At 48.5% G+C, this 17,726-nt stretch carries 12 protein-coding genes and 1 tRNA gene; 11 read left to right on the plus strand and 2 right to left on the minus strand.

Annotated features, from left to right (window positions below; genetic code table 11):
* Nucleotides 1–324 precede the first annotated feature (324 nt).
* Nucleotides 325–2,139, plus strand: coding sequence for a glycosyltransferase (locus J7619_RS18055; protein WP_291201453.1), 1,815 nt, complete (start codon nucleotides 325–327; stop codon nucleotides 2,137–2,139).
* A gap of 48 nt (nucleotides 2,140–2,187) precedes the next feature.
* On the opposite strand, the gene J7619_RS18060 is transcribed toward J7619_RS18055, so the two are convergent.
* Nucleotides 2,188–3,354 carry an ATP-binding protein gene (locus tag J7619_RS18060; RefSeq protein WP_291201456.1) on the minus strand — a complete coding sequence of 389 codons (1,167 nt, stop codon included), beginning with the start codon at nucleotides 3,352–3,354 and terminating at the stop codon, nucleotides 2,188–2,190.
* Between the two features lie 170 nt (nucleotides 3,355–3,524).
* Here J7619_RS18060 and prmA point away from each other — a divergent pair, with 170 nt between their 5' ends.
* From prmA to J7619_RS18080, 4 genes are all read left to right on the plus strand, one after another.
* Nucleotides 3,525–4,361 carry a 50S ribosomal protein L11 methyltransferase gene (gene prmA / locus J7619_RS18065; RefSeq protein WP_291201459.1) on the plus strand — a complete coding sequence of 279 codons (837 nt, stop codon included), beginning with the start codon at nucleotides 3,525–3,527 and terminating at the stop codon, nucleotides 4,359–4,361.
* A 38-nt stretch (nucleotides 4,362–4,399) separates the two neighbouring features.
* Entirely contained in the window at nucleotides 4,400–9,082 is a 4,683-nt protein-coding gene (locus J7619_RS18070; protein WP_291201462.1) for a hypothetical protein, read from the plus strand.
* Nucleotides 9,083–9,236: 154 nt separating this feature from the next.
* Nucleotides 9,237–9,887 carry a glycerol-3-phosphate 1-O-acyltransferase PlsY gene (gene plsY, locus J7619_RS18075; protein ID WP_291201465.1) on the plus strand — a complete coding sequence of 217 codons (651 nt, stop codon included), beginning with the start codon at nucleotides 9,237–9,239 and terminating at the stop codon, nucleotides 9,885–9,887.
* Between the two features lie 103 nt (nucleotides 9,888–9,990).
* Nucleotides 9,991–11,352, plus strand: a complete 1,362-nt coding sequence (locus tag J7619_RS18080; RefSeq protein WP_291201468.1) for a dipeptidase — start codon at nucleotides 9,991–9,993, stop codon at nucleotides 11,350–11,352.
* An 85-nt stretch (nucleotides 11,353–11,437) separates the two neighbouring features.
* Here the strand turns inward: J7619_RS18080 and J7619_RS18085 are convergent, their stop codons facing one another.
* On the minus strand, nucleotides 11,438–12,664 hold the full coding sequence (locus J7619_RS18085; RefSeq protein WP_291201471.1) for a lipopolysaccharide assembly protein LapB: 1,227 nt from the start codon (nucleotides 12,662–12,664) through the stop codon (nucleotides 11,438–11,440).
* A gap of 171 nt (nucleotides 12,665–12,835) precedes the next feature.
* Here J7619_RS18085 and hpt point away from each other — a divergent pair, with 171 nt between their 5' ends.
* The 6 genes from hpt to J7619_RS18115 all read left to right on the plus strand — a co-directional run bounded on the left by hpt (nucleotide 12,836) and on the right by J7619_RS18115 (nucleotide 17,712).
* The gene (hpt, locus tag J7619_RS18090) at nucleotides 12,836–13,363 is read left to right on the plus strand and encodes a hypoxanthine phosphoribosyltransferase (RefSeq protein ID WP_291201474.1); all 528 of its coding nucleotides are present in this window, start codon (nucleotides 12,836–12,838) and stop codon (nucleotides 13,361–13,363) included.
* 39 nt (nucleotides 13,364–13,402) lie between these two features.
* A complete protein-coding gene (locus J7619_RS18095) occupies nucleotides 13,403–14,803 on the plus strand; it encodes an MBL fold metallo-hydrolase RNA specificity domain-containing protein (RefSeq protein ID WP_291201477.1) in 1,401 nt (466 codons plus the stop codon).
* Nucleotides 14,804–14,887: 84 nt separating this feature from the next.
* Nucleotides 14,888–14,971: transfer RNA gene (locus tag J7619_RS18100), tRNA-Leu, on the plus strand.
* A gap of 399 nt (nucleotides 14,972–15,370) precedes the next feature.
* The gene (locus tag J7619_RS18105; protein WP_291201479.1) at nucleotides 15,371–16,450 is read left to right on the plus strand and encodes a type I restriction endonuclease; all 1,080 of its coding nucleotides are present in this window, start codon (nucleotides 15,371–15,373) and stop codon (nucleotides 16,448–16,450) included.
* A 144-nt stretch (nucleotides 16,451–16,594) separates the two neighbouring features.
* The gene (locus J7619_RS18110; protein WP_291201482.1) at nucleotides 16,595–17,170 is read left to right on the plus strand and encodes a hypothetical protein; all 576 of its coding nucleotides are present in this window, start codon (nucleotides 16,595–16,597) and stop codon (nucleotides 17,168–17,170) included.
* 164 nt (nucleotides 17,171–17,334) lie between these two features.
* Nucleotides 17,335–17,712 (plus strand): pentapeptide repeat-containing protein, encoded by a 378-nt coding sequence (locus tag J7619_RS18115; protein WP_291201484.1) that lies wholly within the window; start codon nucleotides 17,335–17,337, stop codon nucleotides 17,710–17,712.
* Nucleotides 17,713–17,726: the final 14 nt, after the last annotated feature.

The following is a 17,726-nucleotide window of genomic DNA, read 5'->3' on the forward strand; positions in this document are numbered from 1 at the left end:
TCTGACCAATGCAAAATGTTAATCCAACCAAAGTAACGTATTTTGGAACAAAGTTAGCCGACAACCGTCTTAATTTCGAGCAATAACGGATTGATTTGGATCGGTATATGAAAATCGGCGCTAGTTGCCTTTTCTTGACTTAGTTATATTTTGACCCTGGAATGATGTTTTAAACCGGCTTTCCGGCTGTGTGCGCAAACATTCAGGTGTTGTAATTCTGAATTATTTTTCTGCATATTTATTGTGTAATAACAAGGATTTTTGTGACATAACCGGAAGCAGAGTCCCATTAAATACCCTAGTAACGCTTAAACTGTACCCTAATTGGAACCATTTGTCAAAACCACTAAGAAAAACGTCCTGTTCGAAGTTGCATGGGAGGTTTGTAATCAAGTTGGAGGGATATATACCGTAATAAGGACCAAGGTGCCCGCCATGGTTGAGAAATGGGAAGAGAACTATTTTCTCCTTGGGCCTTATTTCGAAAAGAAAGCGTCTTCCGAATTTGAAATGATTCACGATCTGGACGACTCCCCGGCAGGGCGGGTCGTGAAGCGGATGCGTGATATGGGTTTCGCGGTGTATTACGGCTACTGGCTCGTGACCGGGAAGCCCCGCGTGGTGCTGTTCGATGTCGACAGCATTATGGGCCAGCTCGATGCGATCAAATTTAACCTCTGGGAAAAGAACCGTATCCCGACGATCAACGTCGAACACCTTGTCAATCAGACACTTTGTTTTGGAGAACTCGTACGTATATTCCTGAAAGAATACGCGGAAGAGAATGCTAAACGCGAAGAAATCTCGGCGCAATTCCACGAATGGATGGCAAGTACCGGGCTCCCGGAGCTGAAACGCGAGAATGTCAAGATCGCCATGACGTTCACAACGCACGCGACCATGCTGGGCCGTTACCTGGCGCAGAATGTATCGGGTTTTTATAACAAACTGCCTTTCTTCGACTGGGAACAGGAAGCTAAAAACTACGGTATCCTTGCGCAATGCTCAATTGAACGCCAGGCAGCATTGAGTGCTCACGTGCTCACTACGGTAAGCGACGTTACCGCCCGCGAATGCGAAGTGTTCCTCGGCCGTATGCCCGACCTGGTTACGCCAAACGGTCTCAACGTCGTACGCTTCCAGGCGGTACACGAATTCCAGAACCTGCATTTGAAGCATAAGGAACGCATCCATGAATTTGTGATGGGGCATTTCTTTCCCAGCTACTCGTTCGACCTGGACAAGACGCTCTATTTCTTTACTTCCGGCCGTTATGAGTATTCCAACAAAGGTTACGACCTCACGCTGGAAGCCCTGGCGCGCCTGAACTGGAAAATGGTGCAGGCCAATATGGATATGACAGTGGTGATGTTCATTGTAACGAAACAGCCCTATACGTCGGTCAACCCTGATGTTCTGCAATCGCGTGCGGTGCTGAACGAGTTGCAGGAGACCTGTACGGCCATCGAGAAAGAAGTAGGTGAAAAGCTTTTCCTTGCCACTGCTTCGGGAGCCGATCACAAAATGCCCGATTTGAACGAGTTTGTGGATGAATACTGGCGGTTGCGTTTGAGAAGGACGATCCAGAGCTGGAAAACCGACAAGCTTCCCGCATTTGTCACGCACGACCTCAAACAGGAAGACGGCATTACCGATTTCTGCAAGCGTGCAAACCTGGTCAACAACGAGCGCGACCGCGTCAAAATCGTTTATCACCCGGATTTTATCGCTTCGACCAATCCATTATTCGGTCTGGATTACGGACAATTTGTGCGCGGCTGCCATTTGGGCGTTTTCCCGAGCTACTACGAGCCCTGGGGCTATACCCCACTCGAATGTGTCGTCCGCGGTGTTCCGACAGTCACCAGCGACTTGTCAGGTTTCGGCGACTACATCATGCAAATCATGCGTGACTACGAAAACCGGGGCATTTATGTCATCAACCGCAAATCGCAGACCTTCTCGCAAGCCGCAGACCAACTGGCCGATATCCTATTCAAATTCGTCCGTATGCAGCGCCGCGACCGCATTATGCAACGCAACCGCGTCGAGAACATTTCGGATGTGTTTGACTGGATGAACTTGCGATCGTACTATGACACGGCGCATGATCTGGCCGCGAAGCGGCGAAAGCCGTAAGTTGGAGGCATTTAATAATAGAACCCATCGAAAAAATCGGTGGGTTTTCTACTTTAACAGCCTCTCCAAATGCTCCGCCAACGTCCCAATACTGCAAACAATCACATTTTCTCTCAAATTATAATCCTCTGCGGATGGTGTTACAACCAGCAATGGCGGACTTCCGAGATCTTCCCGGGCCAATGTATTGCCTCTGCTTAGTACCGGGCTGTTGGTGTATTTAATCTCGATCGCCACTTTGACATTGTTGCCTTTTACCAGCACCAGATCCAGTTCGGCACCGTCTTGCGTACGATAGAAATGGGGCTGAATGTTGTAAGGCAGGCCGGCAATTACTTGTTGTATTACATAACCTTCCCACGAGTTGCCCAGCAAGATATTCCCTGCCAGCTCTTCGGAATCTGTAATTCCGGCTAGCGAATGAAGCATTCCACTATCTCGAATGTACAGTTTCGGCGTTTTCACTAACCTTTTACTGATATTCACGAACCACGGCTGCAACCTTCTGATCAAAAAGGCATTTTCCAGATAGCCCAGATAGTTTTGAACTGTTGGAACACTCATTTTGAGCGAATTCGCCAGTTGTGATACATTCAGTAAACTCCCATGCACGCTCACGAGCATATTCATGAGCAAGCGCATATCACGCGGACTGGCAGGAATGCCCAGTAACGGCAAATCTCTTTCGAGATAAGTACTTATGAAATCTCCCATTTTCCGAAATGCGGAATTATTGGATGCCGCCTGCAGAACATCAGGAAAGCCGCCGCGCAGCCAATGCTCACGATAAGAGACCTTTTCTTTCACTTCTTCGAACATTAGCGGATGTAATTCCAGGTAGGATATCCGTCCTGCCAGCGTTTCCGAGCTATTTTTGAGTAAATCCGGCGAAGCTGAACCGAGCAGAACGAATCGCCCGGGAACGCGCTTTTTATCGATTAATGATCTTAGCAAGGGGAAAAGTGACGGCATACGCTGAATTTCGTCGATGATAATCGTAGATTCCTCTCTTTCTCCAAGATATAGTTCGGCATCCCGCAATCTGTTAAGGTCGGTGTCGGATTCCAGATCGAGGTAAATGCTGGGATGGGCAAATTGCGTGGCTAGCTGTTTGACAAGTGTAGTTTTGCCGACCTGCCTGGGGCCAAGCAACGCTATCGCCGGTGTGTCCGATACCAGTTCAATGATTTCCTTTTCGATCGTCCTGGGAAACATATTTAAAAAATTAATCCCGTTATTTTAAAGTTTGATTTAAAAATACCGGTATTAATTTGAAAATCCAAGAGCGGATTAAACGCTTGAAACAATCCTTACAAGCCACTTGCTTGCATTCCTGAAAATTTTCAACACCTTCACCCCACAATTTTTACCAATAACCAATTACAATGAATTACATCGAACTGGATTTGAAAGTGGATCCCGAGTTTTCGGAGATATTGATGGCAGAGCTGGGCGAAGCGGGGTTTGAATCGTTTGTAGAAACGGATGAAGGATTGCTCGCCTACATTCAGGAGGGCGATTTTGACGAGCAGGCGATCCATGACTTAACGGCCAAATACCTGGATTTAACGACAATAGCCGCAACCTGGAAATCGTTAGAAAGGAGAAACTGGAACGAGGAATGGGAGAAAAGCTACGAGCCGATTGAGGTAGGTGACCAGGTGCGCGTGCGGGCAACGTTTCATGAGCCCGATCCCTCTTTTAAATACGATTTGCTGATCCAACCCAAAATGTCGTTCGGTACGGGGCATCACGAAACGACGTGGCTGGTCATGAACGAGCAACTTAGTCTGCCTCATGAACGTCTTTCGATCATGGATGTAGGTTGCGGGACCGGGATCCTGGCCATTCTGGCGCACAAGCTGGGCGCTTCGCATCTGCTGGGCTTCGATATTGACGAATGGGCGGTGGAAAATACCCGCGAGAATTTTGCGATGAACGGGCTTGCTGCCGAATCGGAGGTGTTTCAGGGAACAATTCAGGATGTGCCTGAAGAAAAAATTTTCGGAGGGGTTCTGGCGAATATCAACCGGAATATCCTGCTTGCGGAGATTCCGACGTATGTAAAACATCTGGAACCAGGCGGCTGGCTTGTCACCAGCGGGTTTTATGAAACCGATCAGGCCGATATTGAAAAATGTGCAATGGAAAACGGTTTGAAAAAACTCCGCTCCAATACGCGCAACCAATGGGCAACCGTTGTTTTTGAAAAAATCAAATAGTCCATTAGCTAATTGCTGAAAGCTAACAGCTACAAACCATGAAGATATTTCGCTTTGCCATACTGCTCTACCTGCTGACTTTTATCGGAAAAAACGCAATGGCACAGGGTGTCAAACTGTCGGACGATCCCGCGCAGTTCATGCCGCAACTCCGGAAGATCATGGACGGCAGCCGGAACCCCCAATTTATCCGCTCGACGGCCCAGCTGGACAGCGTCTGGATGTCGGGGGTTAATGCACAACAGCAGGCGAAATTCATCGGGATTGTCAAAACGCAGGTGGCAAAAGGGCAAAAAGGAGGGCCGTTGCTGGCATTACTCATCCGAAACACCCAGGCACTGGCCAAAAAATCGCCCGATAAGCTGGATGGCTTCCTCGACGTAGCAGCCAATGCCAGCGACAAATACGATGCGAAAACCTTCCAAAAGATACTTCAAACCAGCCTGCCGATCACCGAAAGCAACAAATTGTACGCCAGCAATTATAATACGCTCTATTTGCTGGGCGGGGATTTCAAATACAGGTTCGACACAAAAGCAGACACGACCGTAGCCAAAGAAACCCAGGCAGCTAACGACGGCTGGGACACTCCGGTGGACTCCAACTTTGTGATCGCGCCGACAAAACCGGTCCCTTTACCGGTCATTGCAGGCCCACTAATGGATCTTGAAAATGCCACTTTTGCCATGGTTGCCGGCGGCGATTCAATTGTTTTCGGGCCGGCAAATGGCAGTGTATCCCTTCGTGATGGGGTGTTTGTCGGTAAAAATGGCAAGTTTACCTGGCAAACCGCGGGCGATTCAAGTATTTATGCAGATCTCGACGCCTACTCTTTTAATATAAATCACCCCAAACTCGTTGCCGAAAACAGTACCCTGCATTCGGACAACTACCTGGCGGCGCCGGTCAAAGGAACGGTGGAATATCGCGGTGTGAAACGCATCAAAGGCCAGCCGGCACAATATCCGCGCTTCGTTTCAAATGACATCGATGCCAAACTGAAAGAAGTCCGTAAGAATATCGATTACAAGGGCGGTTATTCGCTCATCGGTTTGGACAGGTATAGCTCGGCTTTAAATGACAAATATTCGACCATTAAGGTCAAATACCAGGAGAAACCGGCATTCACGGCGCGCAGCAAGCGTTTCGCGCTGAAAGACTCCGTTTTTACAGCCAGTTTTGCGCTGTACTCGATGCCGCTGGGCGCGGATTCGCTGATCCACCCGGGCGTTACATTTAAATACAATGATGACGAAGGGCTGGTAAGGCTCGGCCGGATGGACAAAACCGACTACGGCCCGCTTCCCTACCGCGATTCCTATCACAAAATGAATATCTGGTCACAAGCCATGCGTTGGCGCTTCCCGACCGATAAGGTGGAGTTTTTGCGGATTAATGGTAAGACAGAAGTGCCAGTCCGCCTCGAATCCTTCGATTATTTTAAAAAAGAGCGTTTCAGGGAGATTAACAAAGAGTTTGGCTTCCAGCCGCTGATCATGGCTGCCAATTATGCGCAGACGACCAAAAAAACGTCTTTTCTGCCGGAAGAACTCGCTACCAAATTCAAGCAGAATCCGACGATTATCCGCAATGCATTGCAAAGGCTCGCGCTCGACGACTATTTCATTTACAATAAAGAAACAGATGAATACGCATTGAGTAAAAAGGGCGTGATGTACGTCCTGGCCAACCTGGACAAGGCCGATTATGACAATTTCCAGGTGAGCGGCCAGTTTGCAGCCAACGATGAGGTCGCCAACGCGACGATTTACTTGCCCGATACCATGCTCACGGTACTGGGCGTTTCGAAATTCATCGTCAGCGATTCGTTGAAAATATATGCCGTTCCGTCCGACAAAAAGGTGATTATTGGCAAAAACCGCAATTTCACGCTGAACGGACAGATGGTCGCATCCAACTATCAGTTCCGCGGCCAGAATATCAAATTCGATTATAACCAGTTTTTCGTGAATGTGGCGCCGTCCGATTCGATCACCTTTACGCCCCGCGAGAAGTTCGCGAAAGGGCAGAAAGGCGAAGTCGGGGGACACGTGAAGTATGAAAAAGGCGGTACATTCTATCTCAGCGATCCGAAAAACAAGTCGGGAATCCAGAAAGGCATTAAAAAGTCACCCAGGCTCGTCGTGCCCGATGGTATGATCGTCTATTTCGACCAGCCGGAACGAGGGACCGTGCTTTACCCAAGGGAGGTGTTTTTCAAGATCCCCAAGATCGATATGGACGGCCTCGACCAACGCGACGTCATTTTCGAGGGTACATTTAATTCCAATGGCATTATCCCGCCTATTCAGACCATTTTGAAGAGCATGCCCGATAACTCGCTCGGGTTTGACTACAAACCGCCGGTTACAGACATAAAACTGTACGAGGGCAAAGCACTGGCGAAGTTTACCGACACGCTCACCATGGACAACACCGGTTTGCATTCGAAAGCGGTGTTGAAATACTTGTCGGCTTCGATGAATGCCAAAAATGTGTTGCTTACCTCCGACTCCCTGATGGCAACCGGCGATGTGGCGAGCATTAAGGAAGCCACGATTGGCAAGGGCTATTTCCCCGCAGTGGCATTGAAGGATTATGCATTGAAATGGTATCCCAATGCGGATAGCATGTTTATCAGCACCACGGGTAAATCCTTCGCGTTCCACCAGGGAACGACCAATCTGGAAGGTAGTTTGCTGCTGCGCTCGACGGGCCTGTACGGAAACGGTAAGCTGAAAAGAGCCGATTCCGAGCTTACGTCGCCCGATATCAAGTTCAATAAAGATGGGTTTCTGGCTAACAAATCCTCATTTGCGATCAACAGTGCGGATGTGAAGTCTACCAAAAAGCTGCTGACCGGTAACAATGTCAATATTGATTTCAACTTCAAAACCGGCATTGCCAACTTCGTGACCGACGAATCGGGTTTCGGGAATGACTCTTCGGGTATGCAAATCCCGACCGCTTCCTACCAGACGCTCATCGGAAGCGCCAAATGGGACATGACCAAGAAGACGATCCTGATGAAAGGTTTGGGTGAAACTTCTTCCTATACTTCTACGGATCCGGACCAGGAAGGCCTGACCTTTAACGGCTCGGAGGCCATTTACGACATCGAAAAAGTGACTTTGAATATCCGGGGGGTGCCTTTCATTCAAACTGCCGACGTGAAAATCATTCCGGACCGCGGCATGGTAGCCGTTGATAGCAAAGGTAAAATCGTTCCGCTGAAAAAGGCGCGCATTGAGATCGATACGCTGAATGTCTCGCATCACCTGCGCGACGCCGACATCCGCATCGATTCCCGAAACCATTTCGAAGGTTCGGCGACTTACCAGTACATTACAGCGCGGAAGGATACATTCAATATCAAAATGCAGAATTTCGAGCTCGTGGAAGTAGGATCGGGCGAGGAAGGTAAGCGCAAAGCGAAAGACAAAGCTGCTACGCCGGGCGTGAAGTATTATACCACGGCAAGAGCAGATATCAAGGAAGCGGAAAACCTTTTCCTGTCACCACGCATTCAATATAAAGGCGCCATTAACCTCGTTGCCTACGAGCCGTCGCTGAAACTGGATGGTTTCGTGAAACCGGTGATCAAGTTCCGGAAGGATTTCCAGAGTTCATGGATCGTATACAAGGATTCTCCGGGGGAATCGGTTTCCATCAAAATCAATAAGGACCTTAAAAACGAGCATGAGATCCCACTTTCTGTCGGATTACATTATAATGAAGCAAAGGGTATGTACATGAGCTTCCTGTCGCCGAAGGATTCGGACGGGGACGAGGATATTTACCAGGCGCAAGGTAACCTGAGCTACGACGAGGATAAAAAAGCATTTCGTGTAAACCCGCCACCGGGTGCCGACGGACTGATCGACGAAGGCAGTGCACTAAGCTTTGACGATAAAACCGGCCTCGCCACTTTCGCAGGGCCATTTAAACTCATGCAGGCTAATTGGCTGCAAACAGTCGGGAGCGCCGAGGTGCAGGTGGATAGCTCGAAATTCCGATTCAACACCATGCTGCTCTTCAATGCGCCCGCGTTGACGCCGATCGCTCCCACGCTCGCTGCCAAAATCGTGGAAACGAATCTCGCGGAATCGAACAGCACCGCCGCAGACGACGATCCCGAACAGCTGAACCGCAAACTATCCGCACTAATCGGCCCGAAAGGTGTGGATGCCTACATGAAACTGACGGCCGGGGGTTACAAACCGATTTTCGAAGCTTCGCCGCTGCTGGATATGCCCATGGTACTTTCGAATGTGAACCTGCACTGGTCGCCCGTGCATAATGCGTACTACTCGCAGGGCCCCATAGGCGTGTCGCATTTTGGCCGCAATAATATCAATGCACAAATGACCGGCGTGCTGGAACTCCGCCGCGGGGTGGAAGGCGATGAGTTTAGCCTTTACTTGGAAGCTTCTCCGGACGTATGGTATTATTTCGACCTGAAAGCCGGCGAGCTGGGCGTCGTTTCTTCGATGCTGGATTTCAATGACGAGATCGTCGCGAAGTCTAAGAATGTGAAATCCAAGGACATGACGCTGGTAAGCATTGGAACTGAAGAGAAGGAAATGTTTGTTAACCGCTTCGACGATTTCTATCAACCTGCCCTTAAGAAAGCGAAGCTCGTGAAAACTGCGAAGAAGAAGGCAGCGCCATCCCAAGCCGAAGAAAAGAAGAAAAAAGCGGAAGCCACAGAAGGATTCTGATGTGATTGGCAGTATTCACAATAGTTTCTGCTAATTTTTGAAAAATAGTATACTGAAATGTAGTTTTACACCACATTCGCTTGTAAAATCCTCCAACTATCGTATTTTTGAGAAAAACTTTTTGTAATTTAAATTTATCTTTGAATAGTACAAAATGAGTGTTGCCTTATTAATAGTTGCGATTGTTGCTGCTTATTTGCTGGGTTCCATCCCAAGTTCAGTCTGGTACGGCATTGGGTATTTTGGAATAGATGTCAGGAAACACGGCAGCGGTAACGCGGGTGCCACCAACACGTTCCGGGTATTAGGCAAACGCGCCGGGACAGTTGTAATGCTCATCGACGTACTGAAAGGCTGGACGGCCACTTGCCTCGCTTCCATGCTTTTTTATATGAACGAAATCGGCGAAACCGAGCTCCTGATGTATAAGATCATCTTCGGGATCATCGCTATTATCGGCCATATCTTCCCTATTTTCGTGAATTTCAAAGGCGGCAAGGGTATTGCCACGCTGCTCGGAATGGTACTCGCTATTCATCCTGAACTGGCGTCCGTTTGTATTACTATATTTATTCTGACACTAATTGCATCTCAGTACGTATCGTTGAGCTCGATCCTCGCGACGCTGGCATTTCCGGTACTTTCCTGGACAGGCGCTTTCGGGCACCCTGAGCCGTTGCTGGTCGTTTTCGGATTTACGATGTTCATCCTGGTTGTTTTTACGCACCAGAAAAACATTGTCCGCCTGCTCAACGGTAACGAAAACCGCGTGAATATTTTCGCGAAATCGAAAGCCCGGAGCTGATATTCTTAATCTAACCCTTGTTAATCCTAACCCCTGAGGCACAACCTTAGGGGTTATTTTTTTAACTTGACCGCCGATTCAGTAAGACTAAAACAACCATTCAATGCAAGAATATATTGAAAAGAACCGCGACCGGTTTCTGAACGAGCTACTCGATTTGCTACGCATTCCGTCGGTAAGCGCCGATTCGAAGTTCAAACCCGACATGCTCAAAGCCGCGGAATATGTGCGCGACCGCATCGCCGAAGCCGGTGCCGACCGTGCTGAAATCTTCGAAACCGAAGGCCACCCGGTGGTTTACGGTGAAAAGATCATCGATCCAGCATTGCCCACCGTGCTGGTTTACGGACATTACGACGTGCAGCCGGCGGATCCCTACGAACTCTGGAATTCGCCCCCATTTGAGCCGGTGATCAAGAACGACCGCATTTACGCGCGCGGAGCTTGCGACGACAAAGGGCAGTTTTATATGCATATCAAAGCCCTCGAAATTATGCTCGCCACGGGTACGCTCGCGTGTAACGTGAAGGTAATGATTGAAGGGGAAGAAGAAATCGGGTCGTCCAACCTGGGGACATTTGTCCGAAAATACAAGGAAATGCTGCAATGCGACACGATCCTCATTTCCGACACAAGTATCATCGCTAACGACGTTCCCTCAATTGAAACCGGCCTCCGCGGACTTACCTATGTGGAGGTGGAAGTTGTGGGTGCCAATCGCGACCTGCATTCGGGCGTGTACGGCGGTGGTGTTGCGAACCCGATTAACGTCCTTTGCGAAATGATTGCCTCGCTGAAAGACGAAAACGGGCATATTACCATCCCGGGCTTCTACGACAAGGTTCAGGAATTAAGCGCCTCCGAGCGCGCCGCACTGAATGCGGCGCCATTTGATCTGGAAGAATATAAAAAGGACCTCGCTATCGACGACGTCGCGGGCGAAAGGGGCTATACGACCATCGAACGAACCTCTGTACGCCCTACTTTGGATGTAAACGGCATCTGGGGCGGCTATATCGGCGAAGGAGCCAAAACCGTGCTGCCATCCAAAGCGCATGCCAAAATCTCGATGCGCCTCGTGCCCCACCAGAACGACGACGAAATCTGCGAAATTTTCACCAGGCATTTCGAATCCATCGCACCGGCATCTGTGAAGGTAAAAGTAGTACCTCACCACGGCGGCTTACCCTACGTAACTCCGACTGATTCGGTTGAATATCGTGCGGCCGAACTGGCCATGGAAGAGTCATTTGGCAAAAAACCAATCCCTACCCGGGGTGGCGGAAGCATTCCCATTGTCGCGCTTTTCGAACAGGAATTGGGCTGCAAGAGCATTCTGATGGGCTTCGGCCTGGATATCGACGCACTGCACTCGCCGAATGAGAGCTATGGATTGTTCAATTATTACAAAGGCATTGAAACGATCCCGCTGTTTTTCAAACATTATGCGGAATTGAAAAAGTAGCATCTTGCATTGCCCTTCGACTCCGCTCAGGGTGACAACGCAATGTCATGCTGAGCGGAGTCGAAGCATTTGCATTGATGCCATCTTACCGTTTCCGCCGCTGTTCGCGCTTCATCTTTTTCAAATTCGCGATCGCCGCCTTTGCCTCCTTATCCTGGCTGGACTTTTTATCGGCCCGATCATCGGCGAGTTTGTAGTAGCGCAATGCCTCGTCGTAGTCCTTTTTTTGCTCTGCGATTTTGCCCAAACCCAACAACGACGAAACGTAGTATCCTGCATTCAGGGAATTGGTCTGTGTTGAATAGTCTATTGCTTTCTTATAATATTCGCTGGCCGCGTCATAGTTGCGGTGGTAGTTCATGTTGTAATAAGCCAGCACATATGCTGCATTCCGGCCGCTTACGCCTTCATAGCCTGGCATTCCCTGGTTAATTTTTGTAATGATATTCTGCGCGGCCTGCTCCGCTTCGGCCATTTTACCGGTAACAAAAGCCGTCCGGCAGAAATACCGTTCAAAATAGGGGTTGTTCGGGAACGTCTGCCACATGTACTTAGCCATTTCGTAGGCTTTACTGTACTCGTTTTCCATGCTGTAAATCTGCAAAAGGAAATAGCGGGCCTCCACACGGGTGTAGAATGCATTGTTCCCGACCTTTTCGAGCTGCTGCTCGCCCAGTTTCTTATTGCCTTTCGGGAAAAGCGCCAGGATCGGTTTCAATATGGGGTACTCTTTAGGGACCCATTCTGCATAGTAGTTGTACAGTCCATCGCCGAATAGCAATTCCGGCGAAAGGTCTCCATTACCCTTGCATTGTTCGAAATACTTCAATGACTTCTTGCCCGCAAATGCTGCTTTCGCCCAGCTTTCGCGTTCCGCATACAGCCGGCCTTTGAATGCATAGGCGGCGGCGAGGAAGAATGCAGGCTCAATTTTATTTTCCTGATCGTCGTACAACTCCTCCGCGAGCGTAATGGTCGAATCCATTTGTGCGAGGAAGGTTTTATCGTAAGCTTCGTTCTCTGTGTTCGGTACAATTTTCCACCACTCCGCCAGGCCCATCAAAAAATGGGGCATAGGGTGTTTGGGGTACCGGTATTTGAGCCACCGAAACTCCGCATCTGCTTCGTAGAACTGGTAATTGTACAATTTATTGATCGCCTCGGTCGACTCGATCTGTACCCCGGGATTCTGGAGAACCATCGCATACTTCTTGTCCAGCTCGGCCGAAGAATATAATTGCGCGGTCACAATGTGGCTTGTAAATACAGTTAAGCAGCAGAATATGATTATGTTAACAACTGATCTTCTCATAGCAGGGGGAAATCTGTCCTATTAACGCCGGATTTATATTTTGCGTTTGTCAGCAGCCCGGTTTTTAAAAAAAGAGTTAATATTGATCCTCAGAGTATTTAACACGCTCCGGCGCCCGGATTCCAACAAACGTATCGTCATTTGTTGGAACTTGATTCGCACTTCAAAATTATGATTAACATTCTGGATAAAACATTTGTCCCTTTTATTTCGCGCGAAACAATCGAAAAACGCATTGCAGAGTTAGCTGCCGGCATTAATTCCGATTATGCAGACTCGTGCCCTGTATTCATCATCGTGCTGAACGGCGCATTCCTTTTCGCCAGCGAACTGGTCAAGAATATTTCACTGGCATGCGAGATCAACTTCATACGGCTTTCTTCCTATTCCCAAACCTCCTCCACTGGCTCGGTGCGGGAGATTATCGGGATGGACGCCAGCATTGCGGGGCGCGACGTGATCATCATCGAAGATATCGTCGATACGGGGCTGACGATGTCGCAGCTGATCACAAAAGTGAGGTCGATGTCGCCTAAATCCATTGAAATTGCTACTTTGCTGCACAAGCCGGAAGCTCTGAAAACGCCGGTGGATATGCGTTATGTCGGCTTCGAAATCGAAAACAAATTTGTGGTTGGCTACGGCCTCGACTACGACGGCATCGGGCGTAACCTCGACGCAATCTACGTTCTCGCCTGACCCCTCTTTTTCCAACAACGTTCTAAATTCCCAACCTTTATGCTTATCCAATTCTTTGGCGCCGCACGCACCGTAACCGGAAGCAAGCACCTTATTACCACCGAAAAAGGAACCAAAATATTACTCGACTGCGGCCTTTTCCAGGGCATCCAGACCGACGAGTTCAACCAGGAGTTCGGTTTCAAACCCGCCGACGTGGATTACGTGATCCTCTCGCACGCGCACATCGACCACTCGGGCCTGCTCCCGCGTCTCGTGCGCAAGGGCTTTAAAGGGCCCATTTACTGTACTCCCGCCACCGCCGACCTTTGCCGCATTATGCTGCTCGACAGTGCCCATATTCAGGAAAAAGACCTTGAACGCATCAATAAACGCCGCAAAAAGCAAGGCCGGCCGCTGCTCGAAGAGCTGTACAACGCAGAAGACGCCGCTCACGCTTTGTCGCTTTTCAAAACCGTGCGGTACGGTCAGACTTTCTTTTTGGGAGAAGACAACGAAGTATCGGTAATCCTGACCGACGCCGCACACTTGCTCGGCAGTGCCGCCGTGCATCTGAGCATCCCCGACGGAGGTACATTCAAACAGGTGACTTTTACGGGCGATATTGGCCGGCCCGAGGACCGCATCCTCCGCAAGCCCGAAGAGTTTCCCCAGGCCGACTACATCATCTGCGAGTCGACGTATGGCGACCGGCTGCACGAAAAGGAGATTGATATGCATGCGCATTTGCTGCGCATCGTTCAGGAGACATGCATTCGACGCCGTGGCAAGCTCATTATACCGGCATTTGCCGTCGACCGTACGCAGGAGCTTATTTACGCCCTTGACCAGCTTTCGAGCTCCGGCCAGCTCCCGCAGATCCCCGTATACATCGACAGCCCGCTCGCGATCCGTGCCACGGCCATCATGAAGGAACACGACGAATGCTTCAACCCCGAAATTCTCGATTATATTGAAAAGGACGGCGACGCATTTGCATTCCCGTACCTCAACTACATATCCGACGTGCAGGATTCCATCGCGCTGAACGACCGGCACGAGCCCTGCATTATCATTTCCGCCTCGGGAATGGCCGAAGCCGGGCGTATCAAGCACCATATCGCCAACAACATCGGCGACCCGAACTCGACCATCCTGCTCGTGGGTTACGCCTCTGCAAACACCCTCGCGGGGGCATTGAAGCGCGGCGACAAGCAAGTGAACATTTTCGGAGAGCGCTTCGACGTCAAATGCCACGTCGAAACGATGGATTCCTTCTCCGGCCACGGCGATTACAACGAAATGCTGGAATTTCTCTCGTGCCAGAAGCCCGAGCGTGTGAAGGAAGTGTTCCTCGTCCACGGCGAATATGAGACACAAATTGCATTCAAATTGAAGCTGGAAAAGGCCGGATACCGCAAAATCCACATTCCAGCCCTGTACGAAGGCGTAAAAATTTAAATTTTCCAGATTTTTTCACCTTTTGAAACCCGAAACGCTTGTAAAGTCCAAAACAAGATTGCTATCTTTGCGCACCGATTTCAAGCCGAAGTGGTGAAACTGGTAGACACGCACGTTTCAGGGGCGTGAGGGAGCAATCCTGTGCGGGTTCGAGTCCCGCCTTCGGCACAAAACGCTGTTTCTGTTATCAGGAACGGCGTTTTTGCTTTTCGGGACAAATAGCGGGACATTAGCTTCGCATCTCAAGGTCTATTTCGCGGCTTTTGAAATCTTCCATTTTGTCCACCGGCAATCTTCCTCTTCTCTCTTTCACCGCAGAAATAAAGCTATTGCATTGCTCCAATGACATTTTACCCGAACTGAGCGCCTGACATAGGAAGTCCATCGTCGTAAGATATACTATTCTATATGCCTCATTGAAAATGAAACCTCTCAGCAGCACCGCCGCTTCCTAGTCAGAACGAATCATCCGTTCGCTAAAAATTATCGTCAATTACCTGAAAAGTCAAGGTAGAATCAGTGATATTAGTTTTCTTACAAAATATCACTAAAAAATCCTTCACTACCATGGACTTCAAAGATCAGATCAAACAATTTAGCGACCGGGTATCCAAATTAAAAGACAACATTCATACCGAGGAGGCTACGAAAAATGCCTTTATTATGCCGTTCTTACAGATACTAGGGTACGATGTCTTCAATCCAATGGAAGTCGTTCCCGAATTTATATGTGATGTCGGAATCAAAAAGGGTGAAAAAATAGACTACGCAATATTACGGGATGGCGCTCCGATCATTCTCGTCGAATGTAAACACTGGAAGCAGAAACTGGATGTTCACGACGGACAACTGCTCCGGTACTTCCACGTGTCGAAAGCAAAGTTCTCCATGTTAACTAACGGGTTGATTTTCAGGTTTTATACCGACCTTGTAGAACCTAACAAAATGGATGAAAAGCCATTTTTGGAATTCAACATTGAAGAAATAAAGGACGGACAAATAGAGCAATTAAAAGAGTTCCACAAGGCATATTTCGATATTGACAACATTTATCAGTCAGCGAGCGAACTGAAATACATCAATGAAATCAGGCAGCTCATAAATCAAGAATTTTATGAGCCTAATGATGAGTTTGTAAAATATTTTGCACGACAGGTTTATCCATCGGTTGTGACATCCAAAGTGCTTGAAGCATTTCGTGTTTTAGTCAAACGGACGATTGCAAACATCATAAACGACACCATCAACGACCGTTTGAAATCAGCGATCAGCAAGCCCGACTCTCCAATCCAGGAAGAATCAACACCTGTTACCCTTCCTGGGGGAGCGAATGCACAGGAACGAGAAATTGTGACGACTCAGGAAGAGCTAGAAGGATTCTATATAGTAAGATCGCTGCTACGGCAGAAAGTACCTTCCAGCCGTATTACTCACCGGGATGCGCTCTCCTATTTTGCGATTTTCCTGGATGACAATAACCGGAAACCTCTTTGCCGCCTTTATCTCAACAATTCTAAGAAATTCATCGGGCTATTTGATTCTGACAAAAAGGAGTCGAAAATGGAGATCCAAACAATTGATGATATTTATAAGTTTGGTAGCCAACTAGATAATACTGTCGAAATATATTTGGATACGAAGAAATGAATGATGTTAAGATAAACCATTGAAATATATAAAAAAGGCAATTTGCATTAGCGTTGATTGTCCTTTTTTATAGCATAGTGGAGATATTCTGAGATTCTTGACGTTTCTTGTACCAAATCGCATTCAATCAAGCATATTCTATTAATGCACATTAACCCAACCTACCTCACAAAACTCAAACGCATTGTCATTCCATTTGTAATTGCAGCGTGGGGTACGTTGTTGCTTCTTGCTTTTATAAGGTGGTGGTTATTTCTGGGAAAATTTCCCATTATGGAGCTGGATGAGGATATGTGGCAGTACTGGATACCGGTTGTAGCACCCTGGATACCGATATTGATCTGGCTTAAACCCCGGTTCAACCAGCTTGAATACAAGGCCGGAACAGATAAGGGAAGCTGGCAAATGCAGGTAATCGCGTGGGTAGGCATGGCCCCGATGTTGATTTTCTCGCAATTTCTATTGACTACGGCCACGGCTCAGGTTCGGGAGGTCAAAAATGTGAAGGAAATTCGCAAACACGAAGTGGTCAGATATTACCGGATCAACGAATTTGCGGTACATAGATTTATCGGAGGTGTGCATTATTCATTCAGAACGCTCGGGAGGTTCAATCAGGATTTGCATATGGATATTTATTTTGTGAATCCGATCCTGACACATAAAAAACAGGCCATCACCATGACGCCGCTCTATTGGTATGGCGTCAACTTTCAGTAGTTCTTTTGATGCTCATGCTGATCAAGCCGCGTTTGCAAAACGATGCAGAGGAAATTTTGTCCTGATTACACATCAAATCGGTCGCTAATAGCCCTTTCGGCATTGGTATTCCTCGCCTATTTTTACATAAATAATCCTGGGTATCCCAAATCCAATCCACCATCATGGAAACGATCAAACAAATCAGCCTGAACAGTGAATGCGCGGTGATTACCGCCCGGCAGGTCATGCTTTCTCATTCAACATTTAGTGATGTGAATATGAGCAATATATCGATTTCGGACGCCAATCTGAGCGATTTGAAGATCGAAGGGGCTCAGTTGGGCGGGGCTGTATTTGAGAACATCGGAATGTGCCCTCCCGACCATCCGATGTACGACCCCGATGCGGAGCAGCGGCCCTTGCATTTCGAACATTGCGATTTGCACAAAAGCAGGTTCATCAGCTGCGATCTAAGCGGAGTGGAGCTTTCCGGTTGTAATATCGAAGGTCTGCGGATCGACGGCGTGTTAATTTCGGAATTGTTGGCGGGCAGGAGCTGATCAGACACAGCTCC

This window comes from Dyadobacter sp. (assembly GCF_017744695.1).
Lineage (GTDB): Bacteria > Bacteroidota > Bacteroidia > Cytophagales > Spirosomataceae > Dyadobacter.

Coding starts and splice junctions, on each gene's coding strand:
- J7619_RS18060 (WP_291201456.1), bottom strand. CDS start 3,354: ATGTTTCCCAGGACGATCGAAAAGGAAATCATTGAACTGGTATCGGAC.
- prmA (WP_291201459.1), top strand. CDS start 3,525: ATGAATTACATCGAACTGGATTTGAAAGTGGATCCCGAGTTTTCGGAG.
- J7619_RS18070 (WP_291201462.1), top strand. CDS start 4,400: ATGAAGATATTTCGCTTTGCCATACTGCTCTACCTGCTGACTTTTATC.
- plsY (WP_291201465.1), top strand. CDS start 9,237: ATGAGTGTTGCCTTATTAATAGTTGCGATTGTTGCTGCTTATTTGCTG.
- J7619_RS18080 (WP_291201468.1), top strand. CDS start 9,991: ATGCAAGAATATATTGAAAAGAACCGCGACCGGTTTCTGAACGAGCTA.
- J7619_RS18085 (WP_291201471.1), bottom strand. CDS start 12,664: ATGAGAAGATCAGTTGTTAACATAATCATATTCTGCTGCTTAACTGTA.
- hpt (WP_291201474.1), top strand. CDS start 12,836: ATGATTAACATTCTGGATAAAACATTTGTCCCTTTTATTTCGCGCGAA.
- J7619_RS18095 (WP_291201477.1), top strand. CDS start 13,403: ATGCTTATCCAATTCTTTGGCGCCGCACGCACCGTAACCGGAAGCAAG.
- J7619_RS18105 (WP_291201479.1), top strand. CDS start 15,371: ATGGACTTCAAAGATCAGATCAAACAATTTAGCGACCGGGTATCCAAA.
- J7619_RS18110 (WP_291201482.1), top strand. CDS start 16,595: ATGCACATTAACCCAACCTACCTCACAAAACTCAAACGCATTGTCATT.
- J7619_RS18115 (WP_291201484.1), top strand. CDS start 17,335: ATGGAAACGATCAAACAAATCAGCCTGAACAGTGAATGCGCGGTGATT.